General features: G+C 54.5%; 17 protein-coding genes and 1 pseudogene. 14 read left to right on the forward strand and 4 right to left on the reverse strand.

Annotated features, from left to right (window positions below; translation table 11 throughout):
• The first annotated feature begins 120 nt into the window (after positions 1-120).
• The 6 genes from smpB to BHAP_RS05475 all read left to right on the forward strand — a co-directional run bounded on the left by smpB (position 121) and on the right by BHAP_RS05475 (position 7,142).
• On the forward strand, positions 121-600 hold the full coding sequence (gene smpB / locus BHAP_RS05445) for an SsrA-binding protein SmpB (RefSeq protein WP_094729733.1): 480 nt from the start codon (positions 121-123) through the stop codon (positions 598-600).
• A 115-nt stretch (positions 601-715) separates the two neighbouring features.
• Positions 716-1,621 carry an ABC transporter substrate-binding protein gene (locus BHAP_RS05450; RefSeq protein WP_094729734.1) on the forward strand — a complete coding sequence of 302 codons (906 nt, stop codon included), beginning with the start codon at positions 716-718 and terminating at the stop codon, positions 1,619-1,621.
• A gap of 103 nt (positions 1,622-1,724) precedes the next feature.
• A complete protein-coding gene (locus BHAP_RS05455) occupies positions 1,725-2,708 on the forward strand; it encodes an amino acid ABC transporter permease (protein WP_094729735.1) in 984 nt (327 codons plus the stop codon).
• A 35-nt stretch (positions 2,709-2,743) separates the two neighbouring features.
• On the forward strand, positions 2,744-3,589 hold the full coding sequence (locus BHAP_RS05460) for an amino acid ABC transporter ATP-binding protein (protein ID WP_420807715.1): 846 nt from the start codon (positions 2,744-2,746) through the stop codon (positions 3,587-3,589).
• A gap of 247 nt (positions 3,590-3,836) precedes the next feature.
• Positions 3,837-5,729 carry a glutamine--fructose-6-phosphate transaminase (isomerizing) gene (gene glmS / locus BHAP_RS05470; RefSeq protein ID WP_094729737.1) on the forward strand — a complete coding sequence of 631 codons (1,893 nt, stop codon included), beginning with the start codon at positions 3,837-3,839 and terminating at the stop codon, positions 5,727-5,729.
• A gap of 513 nt (positions 5,730-6,242) precedes the next feature.
• A complete protein-coding gene (locus tag BHAP_RS05475) occupies positions 6,243-7,142 on the forward strand; it encodes a pseudouridine synthase (protein WP_094729738.1) in 900 nt (299 codons plus the stop codon).
• A gap of 41 nt (positions 7,143-7,183) precedes the next feature.
• On the opposite strand, the gene BHAP_RS05480 is transcribed toward BHAP_RS05475, so the two are convergent.
• Positions 7,184-8,173, reverse strand: a complete 990-nt coding sequence (locus BHAP_RS05480) for a LacI family DNA-binding transcriptional regulator (RefSeq protein ID WP_169713172.1) — start codon at positions 8,171-8,173, stop codon at positions 7,184-7,186.
• Positions 8,174-8,523: 350 nt separating this feature from the next.
• On the opposite strand from BHAP_RS05480, the gene BHAP_RS05485 reads away from it, so the two are divergent.
• Both BHAP_RS05485 and BHAP_RS05490 read left to right on the forward strand, forming a co-directional pair.
• Positions 8,524-10,602 carry a beta-galactosidase gene (locus BHAP_RS05485; RefSeq protein WP_094729740.1) on the forward strand — a complete coding sequence of 693 codons (2,079 nt, stop codon included), beginning with the start codon at positions 8,524-8,526 and terminating at the stop codon, positions 10,600-10,602.
• 225 nt (positions 10,603-10,827) lie between these two features.
• Positions 10,828-12,231, forward strand: coding sequence for an ABC transporter substrate-binding protein (locus BHAP_RS05490; protein ID WP_094729751.1), 1,404 nt, complete (start codon positions 10,828-10,830; stop codon positions 12,229-12,231).
• 69 nt (positions 12,232-12,300) lie between these two features.
• Here the strand turns inward: BHAP_RS05490 and BHAP_RS05495 are convergent, their stop codons facing one another.
• Entirely contained in the window at positions 12,301-13,071 is a 771-nt protein-coding gene (locus BHAP_RS05495; RefSeq protein WP_094729741.1) for a type III pantothenate kinase, read from the reverse strand.
• A 156-nt stretch (positions 13,072-13,227) separates the two neighbouring features.
• Between BHAP_RS05495 and BHAP_RS05500 the strand changes: the two genes are divergently transcribed.
• Positions 13,228-14,055, forward strand: a complete 828-nt coding sequence (locus BHAP_RS05500; RefSeq protein ID WP_244569320.1) for a sulfite exporter TauE/SafE family protein — start codon at positions 13,228-13,230, stop codon at positions 14,053-14,055.
• An 84-nt stretch (positions 14,056-14,139) separates the two neighbouring features.
• Positions 14,140-15,294 carry a lactaldehyde reductase gene (fucO, locus tag BHAP_RS05505; RefSeq protein WP_094729742.1) on the forward strand — a complete coding sequence of 385 codons (1,155 nt, stop codon included), beginning with the start codon at positions 14,140-14,142 and terminating at the stop codon, positions 15,292-15,294.
• 202 nt (positions 15,295-15,496) lie between these two features.
• On the opposite strand, the gene BHAP_RS05510 is transcribed toward fucO, so the two are convergent.
• The gene (locus tag BHAP_RS05510) at positions 15,497-16,726 is read right to left on the reverse strand and encodes a glycosyltransferase family 2 protein (protein WP_094729743.1); all 1,230 of its coding nucleotides are present in this window, start codon (positions 16,724-16,726) and stop codon (positions 15,497-15,499) included.
• The gene (locus BHAP_RS05515) at positions 16,726-18,252 is read right to left on the reverse strand and encodes an AI-2E family transporter (protein ID WP_094729744.1); all 1,527 of its coding nucleotides are present in this window, start codon (positions 18,250-18,252) and stop codon (positions 16,726-16,728) included. Before BHAP_RS05515 ends, BHAP_RS05510 begins: the two co-directional genes overlap by 1 nt.
• 138 nt (positions 18,253-18,390) lie before the next feature.
• Between BHAP_RS05515 and BHAP_RS05520 the strand changes: the two genes are divergently transcribed.
• The 4 genes and pseudogenes from BHAP_RS05520 to BHAP_RS05535 all read left to right on the forward strand — a co-directional run.
• The gene (locus BHAP_RS05520) at positions 18,391-19,320 is read left to right on the forward strand and encodes a glycosyltransferase family 2 protein (protein WP_094729753.1); all 930 of its coding nucleotides are present in this window, start codon (positions 18,391-18,393) and stop codon (positions 19,318-19,320) included.
• A 57-nt stretch (positions 19,321-19,377) separates the two neighbouring features.
• Positions 19,378-20,307 (forward strand): ABC transporter ATP-binding protein, encoded by a 930-nt coding sequence (locus tag BHAP_RS05525; protein ID WP_094729745.1) that lies wholly within the window; start codon positions 19,378-19,380, stop codon positions 20,305-20,307.
• Positions 20,304-20,840, forward strand: a pseudogene (locus tag BHAP_RS05530) (ABC transporter permease); the annotation flags it as partial. The gene BHAP_RS05525 and the pseudogene BHAP_RS05530, both read left to right, overlap by 4 nt.
• Before the next feature lie 45 nt (positions 20,841-20,885).
• On the forward strand, positions 20,886-21,574 hold a 689-nt coding region (locus tag BHAP_RS05535; RefSeq protein WP_143248742.1), incomplete at its 3' end, for a transposase.

A 21,574-nucleotide genomic window follows, 5' to 3' on the forward strand; every position in this document is an offset into this window, starting at 1 on the left:
AAATGCTCACTGAGCACTGCTCAGTGAGCATTTTCTGCCACGCACAAGAGAGACTCGCTGTTACTGGGGTATATGCATGGTATTCTGATCTGTTGCGTTGCATGACGAAAGGAGGGGACAATGCCCAAAGAAACTGGAACAAAACTGATTGTGCAGAACAAGAAAGCTCGGCACGACTACCTGATTGAGGACCACTATGAGGCGGGACTCGTACTCACCGGTACGGAAGTCAAGTCGCTGCGCGAAGGTCGCGCGTCGTTGGCGGAGGCGTTCGTCTCCATCGACCGTCGCGGTGAGATGTGGCTTGAAGGCGCAAATATTCCCGAATACCTCAACGGTACATGGAACAACCATGCTCCTAAACGTAAGCGCAAGCTACTGTTGCACGAGCGTGAGATCATCAAACTGTCCCGTCAGTCCGAGGCTAAAGGGTATACGATCATTCCGCTGAGCCTGTATTTCAAAGATGGGCGAGTCAAAGCCGAGATCGCATTGGCGCGAGGCAAGAAAGAATTCGACAAGCGTCAGGCATTGCGCGAAGAACAAGACAAGCGCGAAGCACTACGCGTCATGCGCTACAAAAACATGCGTTCCCGATGATCAATCGGTGCGGCACAAACTGTGTGTCGTACGGTTGACGCCCTTTTTGTATACTCGTATCCCATGCCCGCAGCAATCCGTGCGGCACGATAATGAGCATCATCGAAAGGGACCCATGCAGGTAAGCAGTCTGAAAACCGTTATGGCCGCGGTAGCGAGCATCGCGATGCTGCTACCGCTCGCCGCATGCGGCACCACAGACGATGATAGTGGCATTGCTAGCTATAACGTGAGCACAGTGGCAAAAGATGAAACCATCGCCGCACTTTTGCCGGATGACGTCACCAAAGATGGCAAGCTAACCATCGGCACGAATCCATCCTACGCGCCAGCCGAATTCCTCGCCGCTGACGGCAAAACACAAATCGGCTACGATATGGATCTCGCGCACGCGCTCGGCAATATCTTTGGTCTGAAAACAGAAATCATCTCCGCGAACTTCGATACGATCATCCCCGCCATCGGTACCAAATACGATCTCGGTATCGCCGCGTTTACGGTCACTCCAGAACGTCTCGAAGCTGTCGATTTTGTCTCATATTTCACTGCCGGCATGGCATACGCAGTGCGCGCGGGCAATCCCGATCATGTGAACGTCGATAATCTATGCGGGCGTAAAGTTGCGGTCGAAACCGGTACTGTCGAAGAAGCATCGATCTACGAAGCAGCTGATCAATGCAAAGCAAGTGGTGCACCACGTATCGAAGTCCAGTCATTCAAGCAGCAAGCCGACGGTACTACTGCAACGATTAGCGGCAAAACGGATGTATTTTTTGCTGACTCGCCGGTCGTTGGTTACGCAATCGCGCAAACCGACGGTCAACTCGAACAACTCGGTAACGATTTCGACGAAGTACCTAACGCGATTGCTGTGCGTAAAGGCGATGCGGACACTGCCGAAGCGGTGCGACGTGCCATGCAAAAACTCATGGATGACGGCACGTATATGAACATACTGAAGCATTGGGGCGTGGAATCTGGCGCGCTTACCAAGGCTGAAATCAACCCTACGACTACATAATTGCGCTGACGGGAACAGCTCGCATCGGACGGCGAGGACGGATAGTGAACGTGGATTTGGCTTGTCGTTTCCAATGCGCCAAGTCACACAGGGAAGGAAGAGTATGACGGATCAACCAGCCGACGGCGACGGACTGAATATTCCCAATCGTATCAACGCGTTGCCGGTGCGTCGTCCGGGGCCAATTGTAGCCGGAGTAATCGTTGCTTTGCTTGCTGCGATGCTTGCACAAGGTGTGGTCACTAACGAGCGTTTTGAGTGGCCGGTTGTTTGGAAATACCTGTTCAACGAGAACGTACTCGAAGGTATCCGTTACACGCTCGAACTGACGGTTATTGCAATGCTTGTTGCGATCATACTGGCGATCGTGCTGGCGATTATGCGCAAATCAATCAACCCGGTATTGCGTGGCGTCAGCTGGTTTTTCATCTGGTTTTTCCGCGGCACGCCAGTGTATACACAGCTGATTTTCTGGGGATTGTTCCCGGTACTAGTGCCTCGGCTCGGTCTTGGTATTCCGTTCACGTCGGTTGAATTTTGGAGTATCGATTCAAGCGATGTGATTACTGCATTTAACGCAGCGTGGATTGGACTCGCGTTGAACGAAGCCGCATATTTGTCGGAAATCGTACGCGCTGGACTTGAAGCAGTCGATCCAGGACAAGCTGAAGCGGCGAAAGCACTTGGTATGAAACGATCACTGATCATGCGACGTATCATCCTGCCGCAGGCCATGCGCATCATCATTCCTCCAACCGGCAACGAAACGATTGGCATGCTTAAAACAACGTCGCTGGTCACCGCTGTACCGTTCACACTCGAATTGCAGTTCGCTACCAATGCAATCGCCAACCGGATTTACAAGCCGGTTCCGCTGCTGCTTGTGGCTTGTTTCTGGTATTTGCTGATTACGTCGATACTGATGGTGATTCAGTCGCGTATTGAGAAACACTTCGGTAAGGGATTTGACGCCCGACCTACAGGTACGCGCGGCAAGCAACCGCCACTGCCTGGCAAAACGGAAGGTGAGCCGAAAGATAACGTAGACAAGCTCAATGAAGCTACGTTCAACGGATTGACTGCGTGAGCCGGAGAGGATGAGTGAGTTGAGAAATGACTGATATGACTGTATTTCCGGCGAATGCGGCGGACTTCGGCGGTTCATCCGGCAATGTTTCCAGCACTACTGTTACACCGGCTGTGCGCGCTATCGGCGTGCATAAAGCGTACGGTTCACTGCACGTGCTCAAAGGCGTGGACATGACCATCATGCCCGGCTCGGTGACCGTGATTTTAGGGCCGTCCGGCTCTGGAAAATCAACGTTCCTGCGGCTGATTAATCAGCTTGAAACGTTGACTGGCGGGTCGATTGAAGTTGAAGGTGAACTGATTGGATATCGACGTACCGGGCGCGTGGATGCTCAAGGACGGGCGATTCTGCAAACGTTGGATGACAAGGCTATTGCTGCGCAGCGTGCCAAACTCGGTATGGTATTCCAGCGGTTCAACCTATTCCCGCATATGACGGCGCTCGAAAACGTGATGGAAGCGCCCGTGCACGTTAAACACATGAGCCGAGCGGATGCGCGGGCGCTCGCCATTACTGAGCTGGAACGCGTGGGGCTAGGGGAGCGGATTGACCATTACCCGTCTGAACTCTCCGGCGGCCAACAGCAACGCGTCGCCATCGCGCGTGCACTAGCCATGAAACCGGAAATCATGCTGTTCGACGAGCCCACTTCCGCATTGGACCCGGAATTAGTAGGTGAAGTGTTGAACGTAATGCGCTCGCTCGCACGCGAAGGTATGACGATGGTTGTGGTCACCCATGAGATTGGGTTTGCGCGCGAAGTCGCTGATCAAGTCGTATTCATGGACGGTGGCGTAGTGGTTGAGGCGGGAGGCCCGGAGATTATCAGTCAGCCGAGCGAGCCGAGGTTTAAGGACTTTCTGCAACACGTGCTGTAGCTCTTCTCCACCGGGCACTGCCGATCCTTGTGTCAAGCACCGCAACAAGATCTGAATAATGAGTTTATTCAAAGTGATGTTATTGATAAATTCGAACTTCAGTTTGAGTTCGGTCGGAAATTATTCAAAACGCTGCTCGCGTATGAAGGTGAGCCTGTATCAGCTTCTGGCTCTTCTCGTGAAGATGCGGGGATAGTCGCGGGTCGCGGTTCCGTGATGCAACATATGTCCGGTATGGTGGTGAGTCATGTGTGGAATTGTAGGATATGCAGGAAATGTTCAAACCGCGTGCGGCAAGCCGCTTGAAGTATGCTTGCAAGGCTTGAAACGACTCGAATATCGCGGATATGACTCGGCTGGTGTGGCGCTGAGCGCACCCGGCATGCAACAGGTTGCGGTACGCAAGAAGGCAGGTCGCCTTTCCAATCTCGTTGACGACATCGAACGCAAACCCATGCCGCTTGCAACAGTCGGCATCGGACACACGCGTTGGGCTACCAATGGAGAGCCGAGTGATGTGAACGCTCACCCGCACACCAGTCGTGACGGCAAAGTCGCAATCATTCACAATGGCATCATTGAAAACGCTTCCCAGTTGCGTCTCGACCTACAAGCTGAAGGCTATCGGTTCTCGTCGAGTACTGATACTGAGGTTGCGGCGAAACTGCTGGGCAAAATCGTCGACACGATTATCGCAGAAGACGGCAAACCTGATCTGTTCAAGGCGGTGCGTCGTCTCGCGCGCATGCTTCAAGGTGCGTTCACGATTCTCGCCACCGACTGTCGCCAACCGGATATCATTGTTGGCGCGCGTCACGATTCTCCACTGGTCGTCGGCCTCGGCGACGGCGAGAATTTCCTCGGCTCCGACGTGGCTGCGTTCGTTGCATACACCAAGCGTGCACTCGAAGTCGATCAGGATCAGGCGGTATGCGTAAGCGCAGACAAGGTGATCGTCACCGATTTCTTTGGCAACGTTGTGGACAATCCTAAGACGTACATGGTTGATTGGGATGCGTCTGCAGCTGAAAAGGGCGGCTGGGATTCGTTCATGGATAAGGAGATTCATGAGGACCCTGCGGCCGTCCAACGCACGCTGCTCGGCCGACTTGACAAGCACGGTGACTTGAACCTTGACGAAGTGCGTATTGAAGAGCATGAGTTCAAGGCAATCGACAAGATTATCGTCATCGCGTGCGGTACTGCGGCTTATGCTGGCATGGTCGCCAAATATGCGATCGAACACTGGGTGCGTATCCCGGTCGAAGTCGAACTTGCCCACGAATTCCGCTACCGTGATCCGATCCTCACCCCGCGTACGCTCGTCGTCGCGATCTCACAATCTGGCGAAACAATGGACACGCTCATGGCATTGCGTCATGCGCGCGAACAAGGTTCCAAAGTCCTTGCGATCTGCAATACGCAAGGCGCGTCCATACCGCGCGAATCCGACGCCGTGCTGTACACTCATGCCGGTCCTGAAGTCGCCGTCGCCTCTACCAAGGCGTTCGTCGCACAGATTACCGCAGCTTACGTGCTCGGCTTATATCTTGCACAGATTAAGGGCGCGATGTTCCGCGACGAGATTCACGCCACACTCGACTCACTCAAAGCGATGCCGCGTAAAATCCAGTGGATTCTTGACACGCAAGCCAAGTCCGTGCAGAAAGCCGCCGAACAGATGGTGAACGCAAAATCGTTCCTGTTCCTCGGCCGTCACGTCGGTTATCCGGTCGCAATGGAAGGCGCGTTGAAGCTCAAGGAAATCGCATACACGTTCACGGAAGGATTCGCGGCCGGCGAATTGAAGCACGGTCCGATCGCGCTTGTGGATGAAGGCGAACCGATCGTGTTCATCGTGCCTCCTGAACGCGGTCGCAACGTGTTGCATGCGAAGGTGATTTCCGGCATCGAGGAAGTCCGCGCCCGTGGTGCGTTTATCATCGCTGTGGCAGAAGAAGGCGACCCGGATGTGGAGAGGTATGCGGACGTCGTGTTCTGGCGGCCGCAATGCCCGACGCTGATGAGCCCGCTCGTTGATGTGGTGCCGCTGCAGCTGTTCGCGATGGATATGGCCAAGCTCAAGGGATATGATGTCGATAAGCCGCGCAATCTCGCCAAATCTGTCACTGTTGAGTAGTTGGTACACAAGCCGGTTAGTCTAGGTTCTCGCACCGGAATAGTTTTGGCGGGGTCGGTGACGGTCGGTGTGTATGTTGTTCGACACGCTCCGGGCCGCTCGGCCAAGTCTTACGGTCGAACAACATACATACCGACCGTCACCTCGTCTTGTGCACATGTTGCGTTGTGCTTCCTGTTTTTTGGTATGGCTAAAAGCTCTGCTAAGCCAACTTTGATATATGGTTGAAACTACCCCTCAGTCGGCTTCGCCGACAGCTCCCCTAGCAAGGGGAGCCAAGAAAAAGAGGTCAATGTCAATTCTGGTTTGACTGAGTCTAACTAAATCCATCACAATGTAACATTGCATACTACGTAGGGATGGGCTGGGATATATGTTGCCCGACCGTAAGACTTGGCCGAGCGGCCCGGAGCGTGTCGGGCAACATATATCCCAGCCCCTCCCGTCCCCGCTGGAACTGTTCATATCCGGCGACGGATGCTGGGACTGAAATTAAGGAAAGCACGGGTGAAGATGGCGCAACATCATCGCTGGGTGACGGATGAGCCGCGTATTCCGTTCGATATGAACGTGCTGTATGAGGATGCGGGCATTATCGTGATTGATAAGCCCCATTTTCTCGCTACGACGCCGCGCGGCATGTGGTATCGCGAAACTGCACTCATCCGATTGCGCGAGCAATATGGTGAGCCGGATATTGTGCCAGCTCACCGGCTGGATCGGCTCACTGCGGGCGTGGTGGTGTTCGTGCGAGATCCAGCGTTGCGTGGTGCATATCAGATGTTGTTTCAAGAACGGCGTACGACCAAGGTGTACGAGTGTTTGGCGCCGGCTCGGCCGATCGAACGTCCCCGTTACGGCACGATCGAGTCGCTTGAGCCGCCGCGCGTGTTTCCGCTGCGTCGTCGTTCGCGTATCGTCAAACAGCGCAGTATTTTGCAGGCGTTTGAAGAGACGGGCGAAGTTAATGCTGAAACCGTGATCGAACTGGGCGTTTCATCTCATCATTCAGTTCGCTATATGGACAACGGCATGGCTGACAAAGCGGCTGGAAATGAGTCCAGTGCCATTGCCAACGGTGTAGCTACTCACGCAGTCGGCAATACGGATATGCTGAATGCGCAGCAGATGAATCACCGAAACAGTTGTCTACTCATCCGCGCGTACACACTGCATCCGCGCACTGGTAAAACGCATCAGTTGCGCGTGCATATGAATTCGCTCGGTTTACCGATCATTGGCGACGATTTCTACCCGCGTATCATCGAGCGTCCTTACGATGACTTCAGCCAGCCGCTCGAACTCGTCGCTCGCCGCCTATCCTTCATCGATCCAGTCAGTCACGAGCCACGCACTTTCATCTCGCGCATTCCGCTCGGCGGCGGATCCTGCGTGGCAGAAAACGCTCGCTGAGTACCCTCTCAGCGAGCGTTTTCTGCCACGCAGGATCCGCTTCATCGGGTAAGATCGCGCACGGATGCGCGCTCAACGAGTTCAGCCGGTATCGCATGACGTACGCCGCACGGCACTGACTCGCCTTCGCACTGGCGCATCACCATCGAAAATGCTTCACGACCGATCTCATCAAAGTTCATACGCATGGTCGTCAGCCCTAGCCGCGGCACCGTCCCGACCAGCGAATCATCCACACCGATGACGCTCACGTCTTCAGGTACGCGTTTGCCAGCCGCGCGCAGTCCAAGAATCGCACCGTACGCCATCTGATCGTTTGCCGCATACACGGCTGTGCAGCCTGATTCGTGAGCCAGCGCGAGTCCGGCTTGGTATCCGCTGTCTGCTTCCCAATCGCCGGTATACATCGGGGGTGCGGTCAGTCCTCGTTCTTGCAACGCTTGCTGCCATCCTTCCACACGATTTGTAGCAGCAATCGACGTGCGTGGACCTGCAATGTGATACACAGTGCGATGCCCGTGATTGAGCAAATAATCGACGACAGTGCGCGAACAGCCGTGCTGATCGGCATCAACAGTCGGGCAGTGATCGGTTGGGTTCTCGGAAATGACAACCACTGGCAGATCGGTTGGCGGCGTAAAGTCAAGAAAATCAGTGGTCTGCTCTTCCATTACCACGATCATGCCGTCTACCGGCAACTGTTTCATTCGTTCGACTGCGGCTTGCAGCGTGCGATCTCGCCCTTGACCGATAGTGAGCATAGTGATTGCGTAACCATGCTCGTTCGCGGCGGTTGAAATTGCGTTGAGAATACGCACGTTGCCGTATGCACTCATGTCGAACATGACGACGCCGATGTCGTTAAATCGACCGTGTTTGAGTGCGCGCGCGGCATAGTTAGGTCGGTAGCCGAGTTTGCGCATCGCTGCTTCGACTCGTTCGCGTGTCTCGCTGCGCACGGCTGCGCTGCCGTTGGCGACACGGGAGACGGTTTGTGGTGAGACGCCAGCCTCTGCGGCTACGTCTTGCATCGATATCGTGGATGGACGGTTCATAACTCACTTCCGAACGGCGATGTTTTCGTTGCCATTATACGGGACGGCTATAGCTGGTGCGTTCGCTTGGCTCAGTTCGTGCGGTTGCGGCTGGTGCGTTCGCTCGGCGTAGTGGTTGTGAGTGGCAGAAATCTCTCACTGAGCGCCGCTCAGTGAGAGATTTCTGCCACTCACAACCACACAATGCGACTGTGCGCGCGAAATGGCTGAGAAAAGTGTGGAACATTCGCCCGGCGTGGCGTGTGCGGGGGAGTGCGCTATGATGGCAGTGCGAAAGGATGATAACGCAAACATTTGCGTTCCGCGCAACATACGAAAGGACAGCAATGACGCAGCGCAGGGCGTTCCACTGGCCGCAACCGCTTGAGGGGCAGACGGCCCGCATCTGGTACGGCGGCGACTACAATCCCGATCAATGGCCGGAAGAGGTCTGGGACGACGACATCCGTCTCATGACCAAAGCCGGTGTCAACCTCGTCTCGGTTGGCATCTTTAGCTGGGCGAAAATCGAACCGCGTGAAGGCGTGTTCGATTTCGACTGGCTCGACCGCATTATCGATAAACTTGGCAAGGCTGGCATTGCCGTTGATCTTGCCTCGGCGACCGCATCGCCGCCGCTGTGGCTCACGCAAGCCCACCCGGAAGTCCTGTGGCAGGATTACCGCGGCGACGTGTGCTGGCCTGGCGCACGCCAGCATTGGCGTCCGACCAGCCCGATCTTCCGCGAGTACGCGCTCAAACTGTGCCGCGCGATGGCCGAGCACTACAAGGGCAACCCGTATGTCGTCGCATGGCATGTGAGCAACGAATACGGTTGCCACAACCGTTTCGACTACTCCGACGACGCCATGCGCGCCTTCCAGGATTGGTGCAAGGCTCGTTACGGCACCATCGACGCCGTCAACGACGCATGGGGTACCGCCTTCTGGGCTCAGCACATGAACGACTTCTCCGAGATCATTCCGCCCCGCTTCATCGGCGATGGCAACTTCATGAACCCGGGCAAGCTGCTCGACTGGAAGCGCTTCAGCTCCGACGCACTCAAGGCGTTCTACACTGCCGAGCGCGACCTGCTCGAATCCATCACGCCCGGCCTGCCACTGACCACCAACTTCATGGTTTCCGCAGGCGGCACCGGTCTCGACTATGACGACTGGGGAGCCGAAGTCGATTTCGTTTCCAACGACCACTATTTCACGCCGGGTGAATCGCACCTCGACGAAATGGCCTACGCCGCTTCGCTCACCGACGGCATCGCCCGCAAGAACCCGTGGTTCCTCATGGAGAACTCGACCGGCGCAGTCAACTGGCGTCCGATCAACTATCGCAAGGAACCGGGCCAGCTGGTACGCGACGCGCTCGTGCACCTGTCGATGGGCGCGAACGCGATCTGCTACTTCCAGTGGCGTCAATCCAAGGCTGGTGCGGAGAAGTTCCACACCGCAATGGTCCCTCACGCAGGCGAGGATTCTCAGGATTTCCGCGACGTATGCGAGCTCGGTGAAGATCTCCAGCGCCTAGCAGACGCGGGCGTACTTGACACGAAGCTCGCCAAGTCACGCGTGGCAGTCGTCTTCGACTACCAATCCGAATGGGCTACCGAACACACCGCAACCCCGACCCAGCAGGTGCGCCACTGGACTGAGCCGCTCGCATGGTTCCGTGCGCTCGCTGACAACGGCATCACCGCCGATGTGGTACCGGTGCGCTCCGACTGGGATTCGTACGAAGCGGTCGTGTTGCCGAGCTTGTACATCCTCGATGAGGAAACCACGCGTCGTGTGCGTGACTATGTCGCCAAGGGCGGCAAGCTGTTCGTGACCTACTACACCGGTATTTCCGACGAGAAGGATCACATCTGGCTCGGCGGTTACCCGGGTTCCATCCGCGACGTGGTCGGCGTGCGTATCGAAGAGTTTGCGCCGATGGGCTCCGATGCTGAAGGCACGCTCGATCACCTTGAACTCACCAACGGCACGGTCGCGCACGATTTCGCCGACGTGATCACCTCCACCGCCGATACTGCACGCGTGCTTGAGACGTACAAGTCTGAGCCGTGGATTGGCATGAACGGTGTTCCAGCGATCACGGTCAACGAGTATGGCGATGGTAAGGCCGCGTATGTGGGTTGCCGTTTGGGCCGCGAAGGCTTGGCGAAGAGCCTGCCTGAACTGCTCGAAGCAATGGGCCTTGAGACGTCAGGCAACAGTGCGAATGGCGATCTACTGCGCGTCGAGCGTACGAATGAAGCGGGCGACGTCACGTTCCACTTCCTGTTCAACCGCACGCACCAGCCGATCACCACGGCTGCTGACGGCGAGGTGATTGTCGCATCGCTCGCGCACACTGACGACAACGGTAGTGTGACGATCGACCCGAACGGTGTTGCGATTGTCAAGCGGTAACTAAACGGTTGAAACTGTGAACTGATATTCACCGCTATAACGGCGGTTTGTCTTGCGCATAGTGTGAGACAAACCGCCGTTTTTGTATCTGTTCGTCTCTGTCGTGCGTATGACTTCGCAGCCACGTTGTGTACACTCAAGTACGGCAGTAACACAGCACCACGGCAGTAACGCAATACGGTATAACGTAAGGAGCGGCGCATGATATGGCGACAGCAGTCACAAATGACTAAGCGAGTGCAGCGTATCACTGCTGCAATTTTGTCGTTCGTCTGTTTGCTCGCTGTTGCTGCGTGCGGCCAGCGTGATATGCGTACTGAGATTGTCGTCTGGTCGTGGGAGCCGAGTATGAAGTCGGTTGCTGCGTCGTTTGAGGATGCGAATCCAGACATTCGTGTCACGATTAAGGATACGAGTGGTTACGAAAATCTCAATAATGCGATTCAAGATGGGTACGGTTTGCCTGACGTTGCACAGCTTGAGTATTTTGCACTGCCACAGTACGCAGTCAGTGGGCAATTACTTGATATTACGGATCGCGTATCTGGTTACGGTGATTTTTATACGCCCGGTACATGGGGTTCGGTGCAGCTTGGTGGGCGTATGTACGGTTTGCCGATGGATTCTGGTCCGATGGCGTTTTTCTATAACAAAGATGTTTTTGACCAAGCTGGTGTTGACGCTACAGCAATTCGTACGTGGGATGATTATTATCAGGCTGCGAAAAAGCTCAAAGCAATTGATGTGTATATTGCCGCTGATGCTGGTGATGCGAGCTTCTACAATGCGATGATTTGGCTTGCTGGCGGCCGTCCGTTTCATACAACATCGGACGGGAAGACTGTCACGGTTGATTTGACGAGTGATGAAGGTACGAAAACGTTCACTGCATTTTGGCAGCGGATGATTAATGAAGGACTCGTTGATACGACGAATAAAACATGGTCGGATGGCTGGAAAAAGAAGCTCGGTTCGGGTCAAGTGGCTTCCGTATTTGCTGGCGCGTGGATGCCGTCGTTACTTTTGTCGGATGTGCCTGGTGGTGCTGGATTGTGGCGTGTTGCGCAAATGCCGACTGCGGATGGGAGCGCGGTTACCGCTGAAAACGGTGGATCGGCGTTAAGTGTGTTGCAGTCTACGCGCAAACCTGATGCGGCATTCCGATTTGTTGATTACGTGTGTCATCAGGCGGCTGGAATTGCGGTGCGTGTTGATGGCGGGTCATTCCCAGCTGATAAGGCGACACTTGCCGATACAGATTTCGCCAATCGGACTACGGTACGCGATACGCGCAGTATTGACATTCCATATTTCGGCGGTCAGCAATATAACAAAGTACTGTCTGAGGCTGCCAGCAACGTGTCTACCGGCTATCAATACCTACCATTTGAAGTATATGCCCGCAACGATTTCAGTACTACAGTCGGCAAAGCGTACGATTGGTCGGCCGCAAAATATCAGTATGAGAATGTCAAAGATCGTATTGAAGCTGGCGAAACCGCGTCCAATGGTAAACCACTCAAGCTGCCTGAGCATCCTGGCAAGCGCATCACGCTGATGGACGGTATCACTACGTGGCAGAAAGATCTCAAGGAATACGGGTTGAACCAGGGCTTCACTATTCGGTGATCGTGTGTGACTTTTAGCGGTCTTCAGTAAGGTCAGGGACCTCGGCAAGATCACCGAATAACGATCTCACTATCGCGTAGTATTGCGCTCGTAAATCGAAGCCATACCTTTGAAAATCAGATCTGGATCGTACACGTCAATCATTTCCGTATCATTTTCAAGCACGCGACCGAGTCCGCCCGTTGCGATGACTTGAAAATCTTCACCAATCTCATCATGGAATTGGCGAATTGTCCGTTCTGTACCACCGAGGAAGTTGTAATACAAACCAGCTTGCATGGCAGTGCGCGTATTCGTTGCGAGAATCGAATGCGGACGCGTAATCTCGACTTCCGGTAGCTGCGCAGTCTCGCCCCACAAAGCTGCGGCAGACGTCCGAATACCGGTCGTGATAATACCAGCCGTAATCGTGCCCTTCGCATCCACATAATCGAACGTTGTCGCCGTACCAAAATCAACCACCAACACAGGCCCACCGTACGTCACATACGCGCCCACTGAATCGGCAAGCATGTCTGCGCCAAGCGACTTCGGGTCGTCAATACGAATATTGATTCCCGTTTTCACGCCGGGCCCAACGATCATCGGATCAACGTCGAGGAACTTAATCATGCTCGCCCGGAACGAATGCATGACCTTCGGCACGACTGAGCAAATAATCACATCGTCCACATCGTCGGGAGAGTAGCCGCTTAGCTCAAGGAATTGCATAATCATCAGCCCATACTCGTCGGATGTATGATTTGCTTTCGTTGTGATACGATACGTGCCCACAATGTCGCCTCGATCGAGGAAACCGAGCACAATGTTAGTGTTGCCAATATCGACCGCGACAAGCATGAGAGCCTCCTTGGCTAGTTATGCGACTGTGCGTCGCTGGTTGCGACGCTCACTGTGTCTGATGCTCCAGTCTAGTCGACATGCGCTTTGCAGATGGCGGAAGCGTGCCGTTACCGTTGACTGAATGCGGGTACAGTGACGGATATGATCCACGGCATGAAGAGCAACACAAGCGGCAATCAGCAGCAACACAACAGATTCGGCAACCAGCACGGTCTACTTGTTCTGGTACTAACCGGACTAGCTTGCGGACTGTTATCTGGACTGTTTGGCATCGGCGGCGGCACGATTATCGTGCCCGCACTAGTTTGGCTTGGACTCAGCCAACGACACGCAGCAGCAACATCGCTCGCCGCTATCGTACCCACGTCGATTTCCGGCGTGATCTCGTACGCGTCCGGTGGCAACGTCAACTGGCTGGCCGCAGCGTTGCTTGCGCTTGGCGTCATCGCCGGTAGCCAACTTGGCTCGCTACTGTTGAGCCGACTGCCTGAAATTGTGTTGCGTTGGATATGGGTGGCATTCCTCGTATTTGTGATTATCCAACAGATCACGTTTACGCCGTCGCGCGACGGACACCTCGTACTACACGTGTGGTCTGGCGTATTTCTTGTGGTGCTCGGCGTAGTCACGGGTGCGCTCGCTGGTGTGCTTGGTATTGGGGGTGGGGCGATTATGATGCCGGCGCTTTCATTTTTGTTCGGTGCGAGCGATTTGATGGCGCGTGGCACGTCACTGCTAGTGATGTTCCCCGGTGCGATTTCCGGCACGATTGCGAATTGGAAACGTGAACTGGTGCATTTGCGCAGTGGACTGATCATTGGCTGTTGCGCGGTGATTACAGCGCCGCTTGGTACCATGATTGCCGGATGGATATCGCCGCGTGCTGGTTCGCTTCTGTTTGCTGCATGGTTGACGTTCCTCGCTGTGCGCAGTACGTTGTCTGCGATAAAAATATCCGGCGGGTTGTCAGCGAAATCATAGATCAACGGGTAGGATGGGACCCGTGATACACACCGTTGCGGGTGCGATGAGTGCTCTCGCAACACTGTTTAAAGGAGAACAGTTATGTCCGTTTATCGCATGATTTTCAATCAGACTGCGTATTTTGGTCGCGGTGCAATCAAGGAGATTCCGGCTGTTGCCAAGTCTCATGGCTTCACGAAGGCGTTTATTGTTACCGACCCGGTATTGCTGGAAACTGGCACGGTGCAGAAGGTCACTAAAGTACTCGATGAAGCTGGTTTGCCGTATGAAGTGTTTAGCAATGTGAAGCCAAATCCGCCGGTGGAGTGCATTCAAGATGGTGTTGCTAAGTTCGCTGATTCTGGCGCTGATTTCCTGATCGGTCTCGGTGGAGGCTCGCCGCAGGATACGTGCAAGGGTATCGGTATTATCACTGCGAATCCGGAATTTGCTGATGTTCTCTCGCTTGAAGGTGTTGCCGATACAAAGCATCCGTCTGTACCGATTTTCGGTGTGCCAACTACGGCTGGCACCGCGTCTGAAACCACGATTAATTATGTGATTACGGATACGGCGAACAAGCGTAAGTTTGTCGCTGTTGACCCACATGATATTCCAATTGTTGCGTTCGTTGACCCTGATTTAACTGACTCTATGCCTCGTGGACTTAAGGTGGCCACTGGTCTCGACGCGCTTACTCACGCGATCGAAGGCTTTATTACGCCGGGTGCATGGGCACTGTCTGATTGCTTGTCGATGCAGACTATTCGTATGATTGCGAAGAATCTCGCTAAGTCTGCTGACGGTGATATTCCGGCTGGCGAGCAGATGGCGTATGCTTCGTACATCACTGGCATGGCGTATTCAAACGTTGGCCTCGGTCTTGTGCACGGTATGGCACACCCGCTGGGCGGTCGTCTCGGCGTTGCGCACGGTGTGGCAAACGGTATTCTGCTGGCACCGGTTATGGAATACAACAAGGATTACACTGGCGAAAAGTACCGTGATATTGCTGACGCGTTCGGCATTGCGGATGCATACACTGGCGATCTTGAGACGATTCGTGAAGCAGCGGTGCAGGCTGTGCACCAGCTGACGGTGGATTTGAAGAATCCGACGACGATTTCCGAGGTTGGTGCGACGGAGGCTGATCTTAAGCCGCTGGCACATGACGCGTTTAACGATGTGTGCACGCCGGGCAACCCGCGCAAGGCAACCGAAGAGGATATTCTCGCGATTTACACGTCGCTGATGTAAATCGCATCGATGCGATCATAATGGGTTATAGCGTAACTGCGCGCACTAACCATACCTGCGCGTAGTTACGCTAAATTTTAGCCTCAAAAACAAGCGTAACTGCGCGCAGGCCTAGTTATTGCGCGTAGTTACGCTAACAAAACACCCAGTTGTACTACCTTACGAGTATGGCTGAGTGGCAAGGGAAGCTGTGGAGTGACCACTAGCTGCCTTTATGCGCAATCGGCTTCCACTGCGCTTTGGCGAAAATAGCTTGGAACGAAATCGGCACATAGCTGAGCATATAAATCGGGAAGCTCAATACGTACGCGAGCAACTCCTTGTTCGTCGCGCCAATATGATCGCGCTCTACAATAATCGTCAATGCAGCGAGTGCCATCATCGTGACGACGGCTGTAATAATGCCGGAGGCCCATCCGCCCAGTGAAATGACCTGTGATTGCCATGTCACGAATCCGAATGCGGCGAATAACCAGCCTAAGACCATGCGCGCGATTGCTAACACGGTAAACGGGCATAAGAGAAGCGTGAAATCAACTGCGGAAAAGTCGCGTTCGCGTACGGCGCGTTTGATGAGTGCTGGCCCGTAGTAGCGGAAGACTTGGAGGAATCCTTTGCTCCAGCGTAGTCGTTGCCGCCAGCTTTGTTGGAAAGTAACTGGTTGTTCGTCGTAGAGCATTGCGGTGCCACAGTAACCTATTCGGTCGCCGTGTAGTACAGAGTCCAGTGTGAATTCGAGGTCTTCGGTTAAGAGGTGGAATTTCCATCCTTTGTTGCGTTTCATGACTTCACGCGAGAACATGAATCCGGTGCCTCCGACGTGGCAGCTGGTGCCGAGGCGCATGCGTGAGGCGCTTAAGAATCGTGATTCGCGGATGAACCATAATGCTGAGCCGGAGGACACCCAGTTGTCGGAGAGATTGACCGAGTTGCGGTAGCTGGTTAAGATTTTGAACCCGGACTGGAATGCTTTGTTCATTTCCTCGAAGTAATGCTTGTCGAGGCGGTTGTCGGCGTCGAAGACGAAGAACGCGTCGTATTTGTCGGATGCGCCGGATTCGTTCATGTGATCGAGCAGGTAGGTGAGGGCGTAGCCTTTGCCAATCAACTGTTTATTGAAGCGCTCGATAACATGGCATCCTTTGGATCGTGCAAGATCGGCTGTGTGGTCGTCGCAGTTGTCGGCGACGAGCCAGATATCGATGAGTTTGCTCGGGTATGTTTGGGTTTGAATGCAGTCGATGAGGTTGCCGATGACTTGTTCTTCGTTGCGAGCGGAGATCAGTACTGCGTAATGCTTGTCCATTGGCGCGTCTGGGAATGTGATTGGCTTATTAGCAACCAGTGAAATGACGACGCAGATGGCCTGATAGGCGATACCAACAGTACCGACAATATACATGAGGATGTCGAGTATGGACAGCAGTACCATTAGCGCCACTTGCTCCTTGGGTTGTCATCGGACGGTGTGCTGGTAGTAGCGGTGCCGGCGCCAGCACCATCTTGATTATCGGCGGTTTCGTTGGCATGGCGGGCATCCGCGTCGTTAGCGTTATCATCAGTTCCGGCGAGTCCTGATAAACCGCCGCGCTTCGTTGTGGTTTTACTCCAAGTATTGAACGCGTCTTTAGGAATTGCCATCGTTTCTGAGTCGTCAAGTTGCTGTGCAGTGGGCATACGGTAGACTTGCTCGGCTAGATGTTGGAGCTCTTCGTCCATTGGTACGCGCGCGCTCGAACCCTTGGCTGCGCGTGGCATATGATTGGTAACCGGCTTAAACACATGTTCGCCAATCGCTTCTGCTCCCTCAACCACTTTCGACTTTTTCACCGTGTCGGGATCGTATAGCAGCGGTGAATCGACAAGCTCGTACCGTTTGGTGTATACCTTGAATATCGCCTGCAAACTTGCGGTAATTGGCAGTGCGAGGAATGCGCCGAGCGCACCGAATACTGAACCGAATGCGAGTACTGCGAGGAATGCGATCGCAGGGTTGAGATCCATCGTTCGTTGTGAGATTTTCGGTGAAAGAATCAGGTTTTCGAACTGCTGATAGACGGTAATGAATACGAGCACGCCCACCGCGTACAGCACACCGTTCGAGCCCCATGCGAATACGACTGGCAGTGCGCCGCCAATATATGTGCCTACGGTCGGGATGAACTGTGAGACGATACCGCAGAATAGGGCGAGTGGCAACCAGTATGGTACGTGAATGATTTCGAGGAATATGGCCGTGCACGCGGCGTTAATTACGGCGAGAATCGAACGTGAGAACAGAAATCCGGAAATCTGATCTTGTACGACGGTCCATGCGAGTAGGAATCGACGTTGTTGACTGTCTCCGAGCCATTGGCACAAGCTGCGGCGCATTTTCGGTCCGGCTGCGGAAATGTAGTAGGTAACCATAACAACGGTCATGATATTAAGCAGCGCACTGAATAAACCAACAGTGGTATTGATTGCTTGACCGGCGAAGTTAGTGATCCATGAGGTTTGAATATTTTTAATAATTTCGCCGCCAAGACTGTCGATTTCCGGCAGTCGGAATGTTGTGTACTGACCTACAGCGTCGCGGATTTGATCGTAGAGTGCTGGTAGTCCGGTCACCATTGAGATCATTTGTTGCACGAACATGGAACCGAACAGTGAGAACAATGCGATGATGATTACTGCGAGACCAACGAGACTGATTGCGGATGCGACACTGCGGTTCCATCCGTGACGAATCATGATGAGCACCATTGGTTCGATGGCGAGCGCAACGAATACGGAGATCACTAGATCGAGTACGATGTAGTCAATCTTGCCCCATGAATTCCATACGAAATATGCGAGGAATACCGCGATTGCCGCGTATAAAAGCCCACGTCCCCACCAGTCTGGTGGTCGTCGTGAGTCGCCTTTTGCGGGGAACACTGACGCGAAATCGATTCTTTGATCATCCTGCTTGGTCATGGCTCCCTATTCTAACGTTGGGCGGTTATTTCGTTGGCTCTGAGCATGGAATATAAGGAATATATCGTGTGCGGCAATGTGCACAATATGGTTCTAAAGGATGATGGGCTGTTCGTGTCACACTTGTATGCTGGAGATATGCTGAATGTCTCGATCGTGATCCCCGCGTGGAACGAAGCTGAACGTATTGCTGACTGTTTGCTGAATACGATTCGTCAGACGGTGATGCCGTATGAGATTCTCGTTATTGACAATCGGTCAACTGATGATACGTGTGCGATTGTGGAACGGTTTATGGCCGAGCATCCTGAAGCGCCGGTTAAGTTGCTACATCAGAATGCAGAGCAGGGGCTGATTCCGACGCGTAATTTCGGTTTGAATGCGGCAACAGGCGACGTGCTGGGCCGTTTTGATGCGGATTGCATGATTAAGCCGGATTGGGTTGAGGTCGTGACCGGTATTTTCACCGAGGACCCGGAAGCGATGGGTGCGACTGGTCCGGTGATGTATTACGATATGCCGTCTCGTCACTTTGGGTTGAAGGGTGATAATTCGATTCGTAAGCGTATTTACCGTGCGGATGGTGGCCAGCCCTTGCTGTTCGGCTCGAATATGGCGGTACGTGCAAGTGCGTGGCATCAGATTGCGAATGAAGTGTGCCGTGATAAGTCTGATGTGATGCATGAGGATATTGATTTGTCGCTGCATCTTATTGGTCGCGGATTGAAGACGGTGTATTCGCCGCGCATGATTGCGGGTATGAGCGCGAGGCGTATGGATACGTCGTTGAGCTCGTTTTTGCGGTACATGCGTCGGTTTAAGAATACGTTTGATGCGCATCCGCAGCATTGGCGTAAGCATAAGCCGGAGATTTTGTTTACTGCGATGTATCCGGCGATGCACCTGTTTTACCCGGTGTGGCAGAAAGTGCTGAATACTGCGGATATTAACCCGGCTGAGGCTGCGTGGATTAATGAGCAGATGAACATTGCTGAGCGCGAAGGACACGAGTTGTATGACGAAACGCCGACCGATGAAGAGTGGGATGAGCATCACGAAGAGCGGTAGTACACGCCTGTCGACGAAATGATGGGGCAGTGGTGCCGGATAAGCTAGGGTGGATGTATGAGCATAGACAACATGCAGGGGAATGTTGGATTTTCACCAGCGCCCGCACAGCCCGTAATGTCGTCGGCACCTGTGCCGCCTGACCCGTCTGCCGCGGTTTCGATTCGTGGCCTGTTTAAGCAGTTCGATCGCAAAATCGCTGTCAACGGTTTGTCGTTGGATATTCCAGTTGGCGCGTTCTATGGTCTGGTTGGCCCCAATGGTGCCGGCAAGACCACGACACTCAACATGGTCACCGGCTTGCTGGTCCCGGATGCCGGTATGGCGATGATTTTGGGCCATGACGTGTGGCGCGATGTGAACACGGCGAAGCGCATGATTGGTGTCATGCCGCAGCCTGATCAGATTTTCGACCGTCTGACTGGCATGCAGTTGCTGGTGTATTCAGGCATGTTACGCGGTATGCGCCGCGATGAGGCAACGCGCCGTGCGAAGGACTTGTTGAATGCGTTTGATCTCGCACAGTCAGCGAACGTGATGGTTACGGATTATTCGGCTGGCATGACGAAGAAAATCTGCCTGGCTTCCGCGATGATTCACAGCCCGCGCATTCTCGTTCTCGATGAGCCATTCGAGTCGGTAGACCCGGTTTCCAGCGCGAATCTGAAAGATATCTTGATCGAATACGCCAAGACTGGCGGTACCGTGATTATTTCATCGCATGTGATGGCCTTGGTTGAGAAAATGTGTACGCATGTTGCGGTGATTAACAACGGTCAAGTGTGCGCGGCCGGCACGGTGGATGAGGTTGCGTCCGGCGAGGATTTGGAAGATCGTTTCCTGCAACTAGTTGGTGGCCGTCACGAGGCTGCTCATTTGGCTTGGCTTGACGGTGGCTCATCGCCGATTGCCCCGATATCGCAGCCGACGTCTGCTCATCCTGCCCCGCCGCAACAGTACGATCAGCCCGGGGGAGTGGCACGATGAACGCCGCTGTTACGCTTGTCCGTCTACGCTGGGCGCTCACATGGGCGACGTTACGTAAATCGGCGTGGCAAACGGTTGCTTACGTGCTTGCTGCCATACTGGCGCTCGGTGCAATCGCTGGCACGATCTCCGCAACATGGACTGTCGGCTCTCTGCCGCCATTTGTCCAAGCTGAGGATGGTACTGCATCCATTGCCATTCTCGGTCAGTCTGGTATCGTTCGTATGACGACTGTACTGGTCGGCGCGTTTGTCACATTGGTTATTGGCTTATTCCAGTTGATGATTCTTGGTGAAGGATCGACGATGAACCCGCGCAAGTTTGCGCTCTACGGTATCCCTGATCGCCAATTGCAGTTCGGCATACTGCTGTCTGGACTATCCGGCCTGCCAGCCATCACCGGCACGATTATGCTAGTGGTCTGGTCGTTCACGTACCGCAGTATGGGCGCGATTACGGTGATTGCCGCGATTATTGCAGCACCGCTCGCCATTATCACGATGATGAGCCTGTCGAAGTTGCTGATCGCTCTTTGAGGTGGTGCCGTTTTCTTGGACTGTGATCCGGGAGGAGCCATCATGGCGAGGTATACGAGGGAGCAGCGTCGGCGTGCGGTGGAGTTGTATGTGAGGTATGAGTGCTGCGCGGCGGACGCGATCCGGGAGTTGGGGTATCCCAGTCGTGAGGCGTTGCGTATGTGGCATCGGGACTGGCTCGAGGAACAGAAGACGGGAATACCCTCGACGCGTGGCGAGCGGTATTCGCGTTACACGTTGGAGCAGAGGCGGGACGCGGTGGACCATTACCTGACGCACGGGCGGCGAGCGAGCCGCACGATCCGCCAAATGGGGTATCCGAGCAAGACGCTGCTGGCCTCGTGGATTGACGAGCTCGCGCCCGGCGAACGCCGGCTTCGCCACGGGCCCATACCTGAGGAGCTCAAGCGCGAGGCCGTGCTCAAGGTCGTGTCCGGTGGAGCGAGCTCGCGTGAGGTGGCGGAGGGATTGGGAGTGGATTCGTCGGTAGTGAGAAACTGGAAGCGGCGATTGCTCGGCAAGACGAAAGGGGCCGCGGTGGCGAAGGACGAACCGGAACGCAAGGATACCGCACCGCAGGCTGATGCGGATGCGCTGCGCGGCGAGATCGCCTCGCTGAACGCCGATCTGGAGCGATTGCGCGCCGAATACCGGGCGATGGAGATCAGGCTGGCGATCATGAAGGGAGCGGTGGAATTGGTGGGAAAAGAGCCGGGCGCAGACCCGGACAA

The sequence above is a fragment of the Bifidobacterium hapali genome, from assembly GCF_002259755.1.
GTDB classification, from domain to species: Bacteria; Actinomycetota; Actinomycetes; order Actinomycetales; family Bifidobacteriaceae; genus Bifidobacterium; species Bifidobacterium hapali.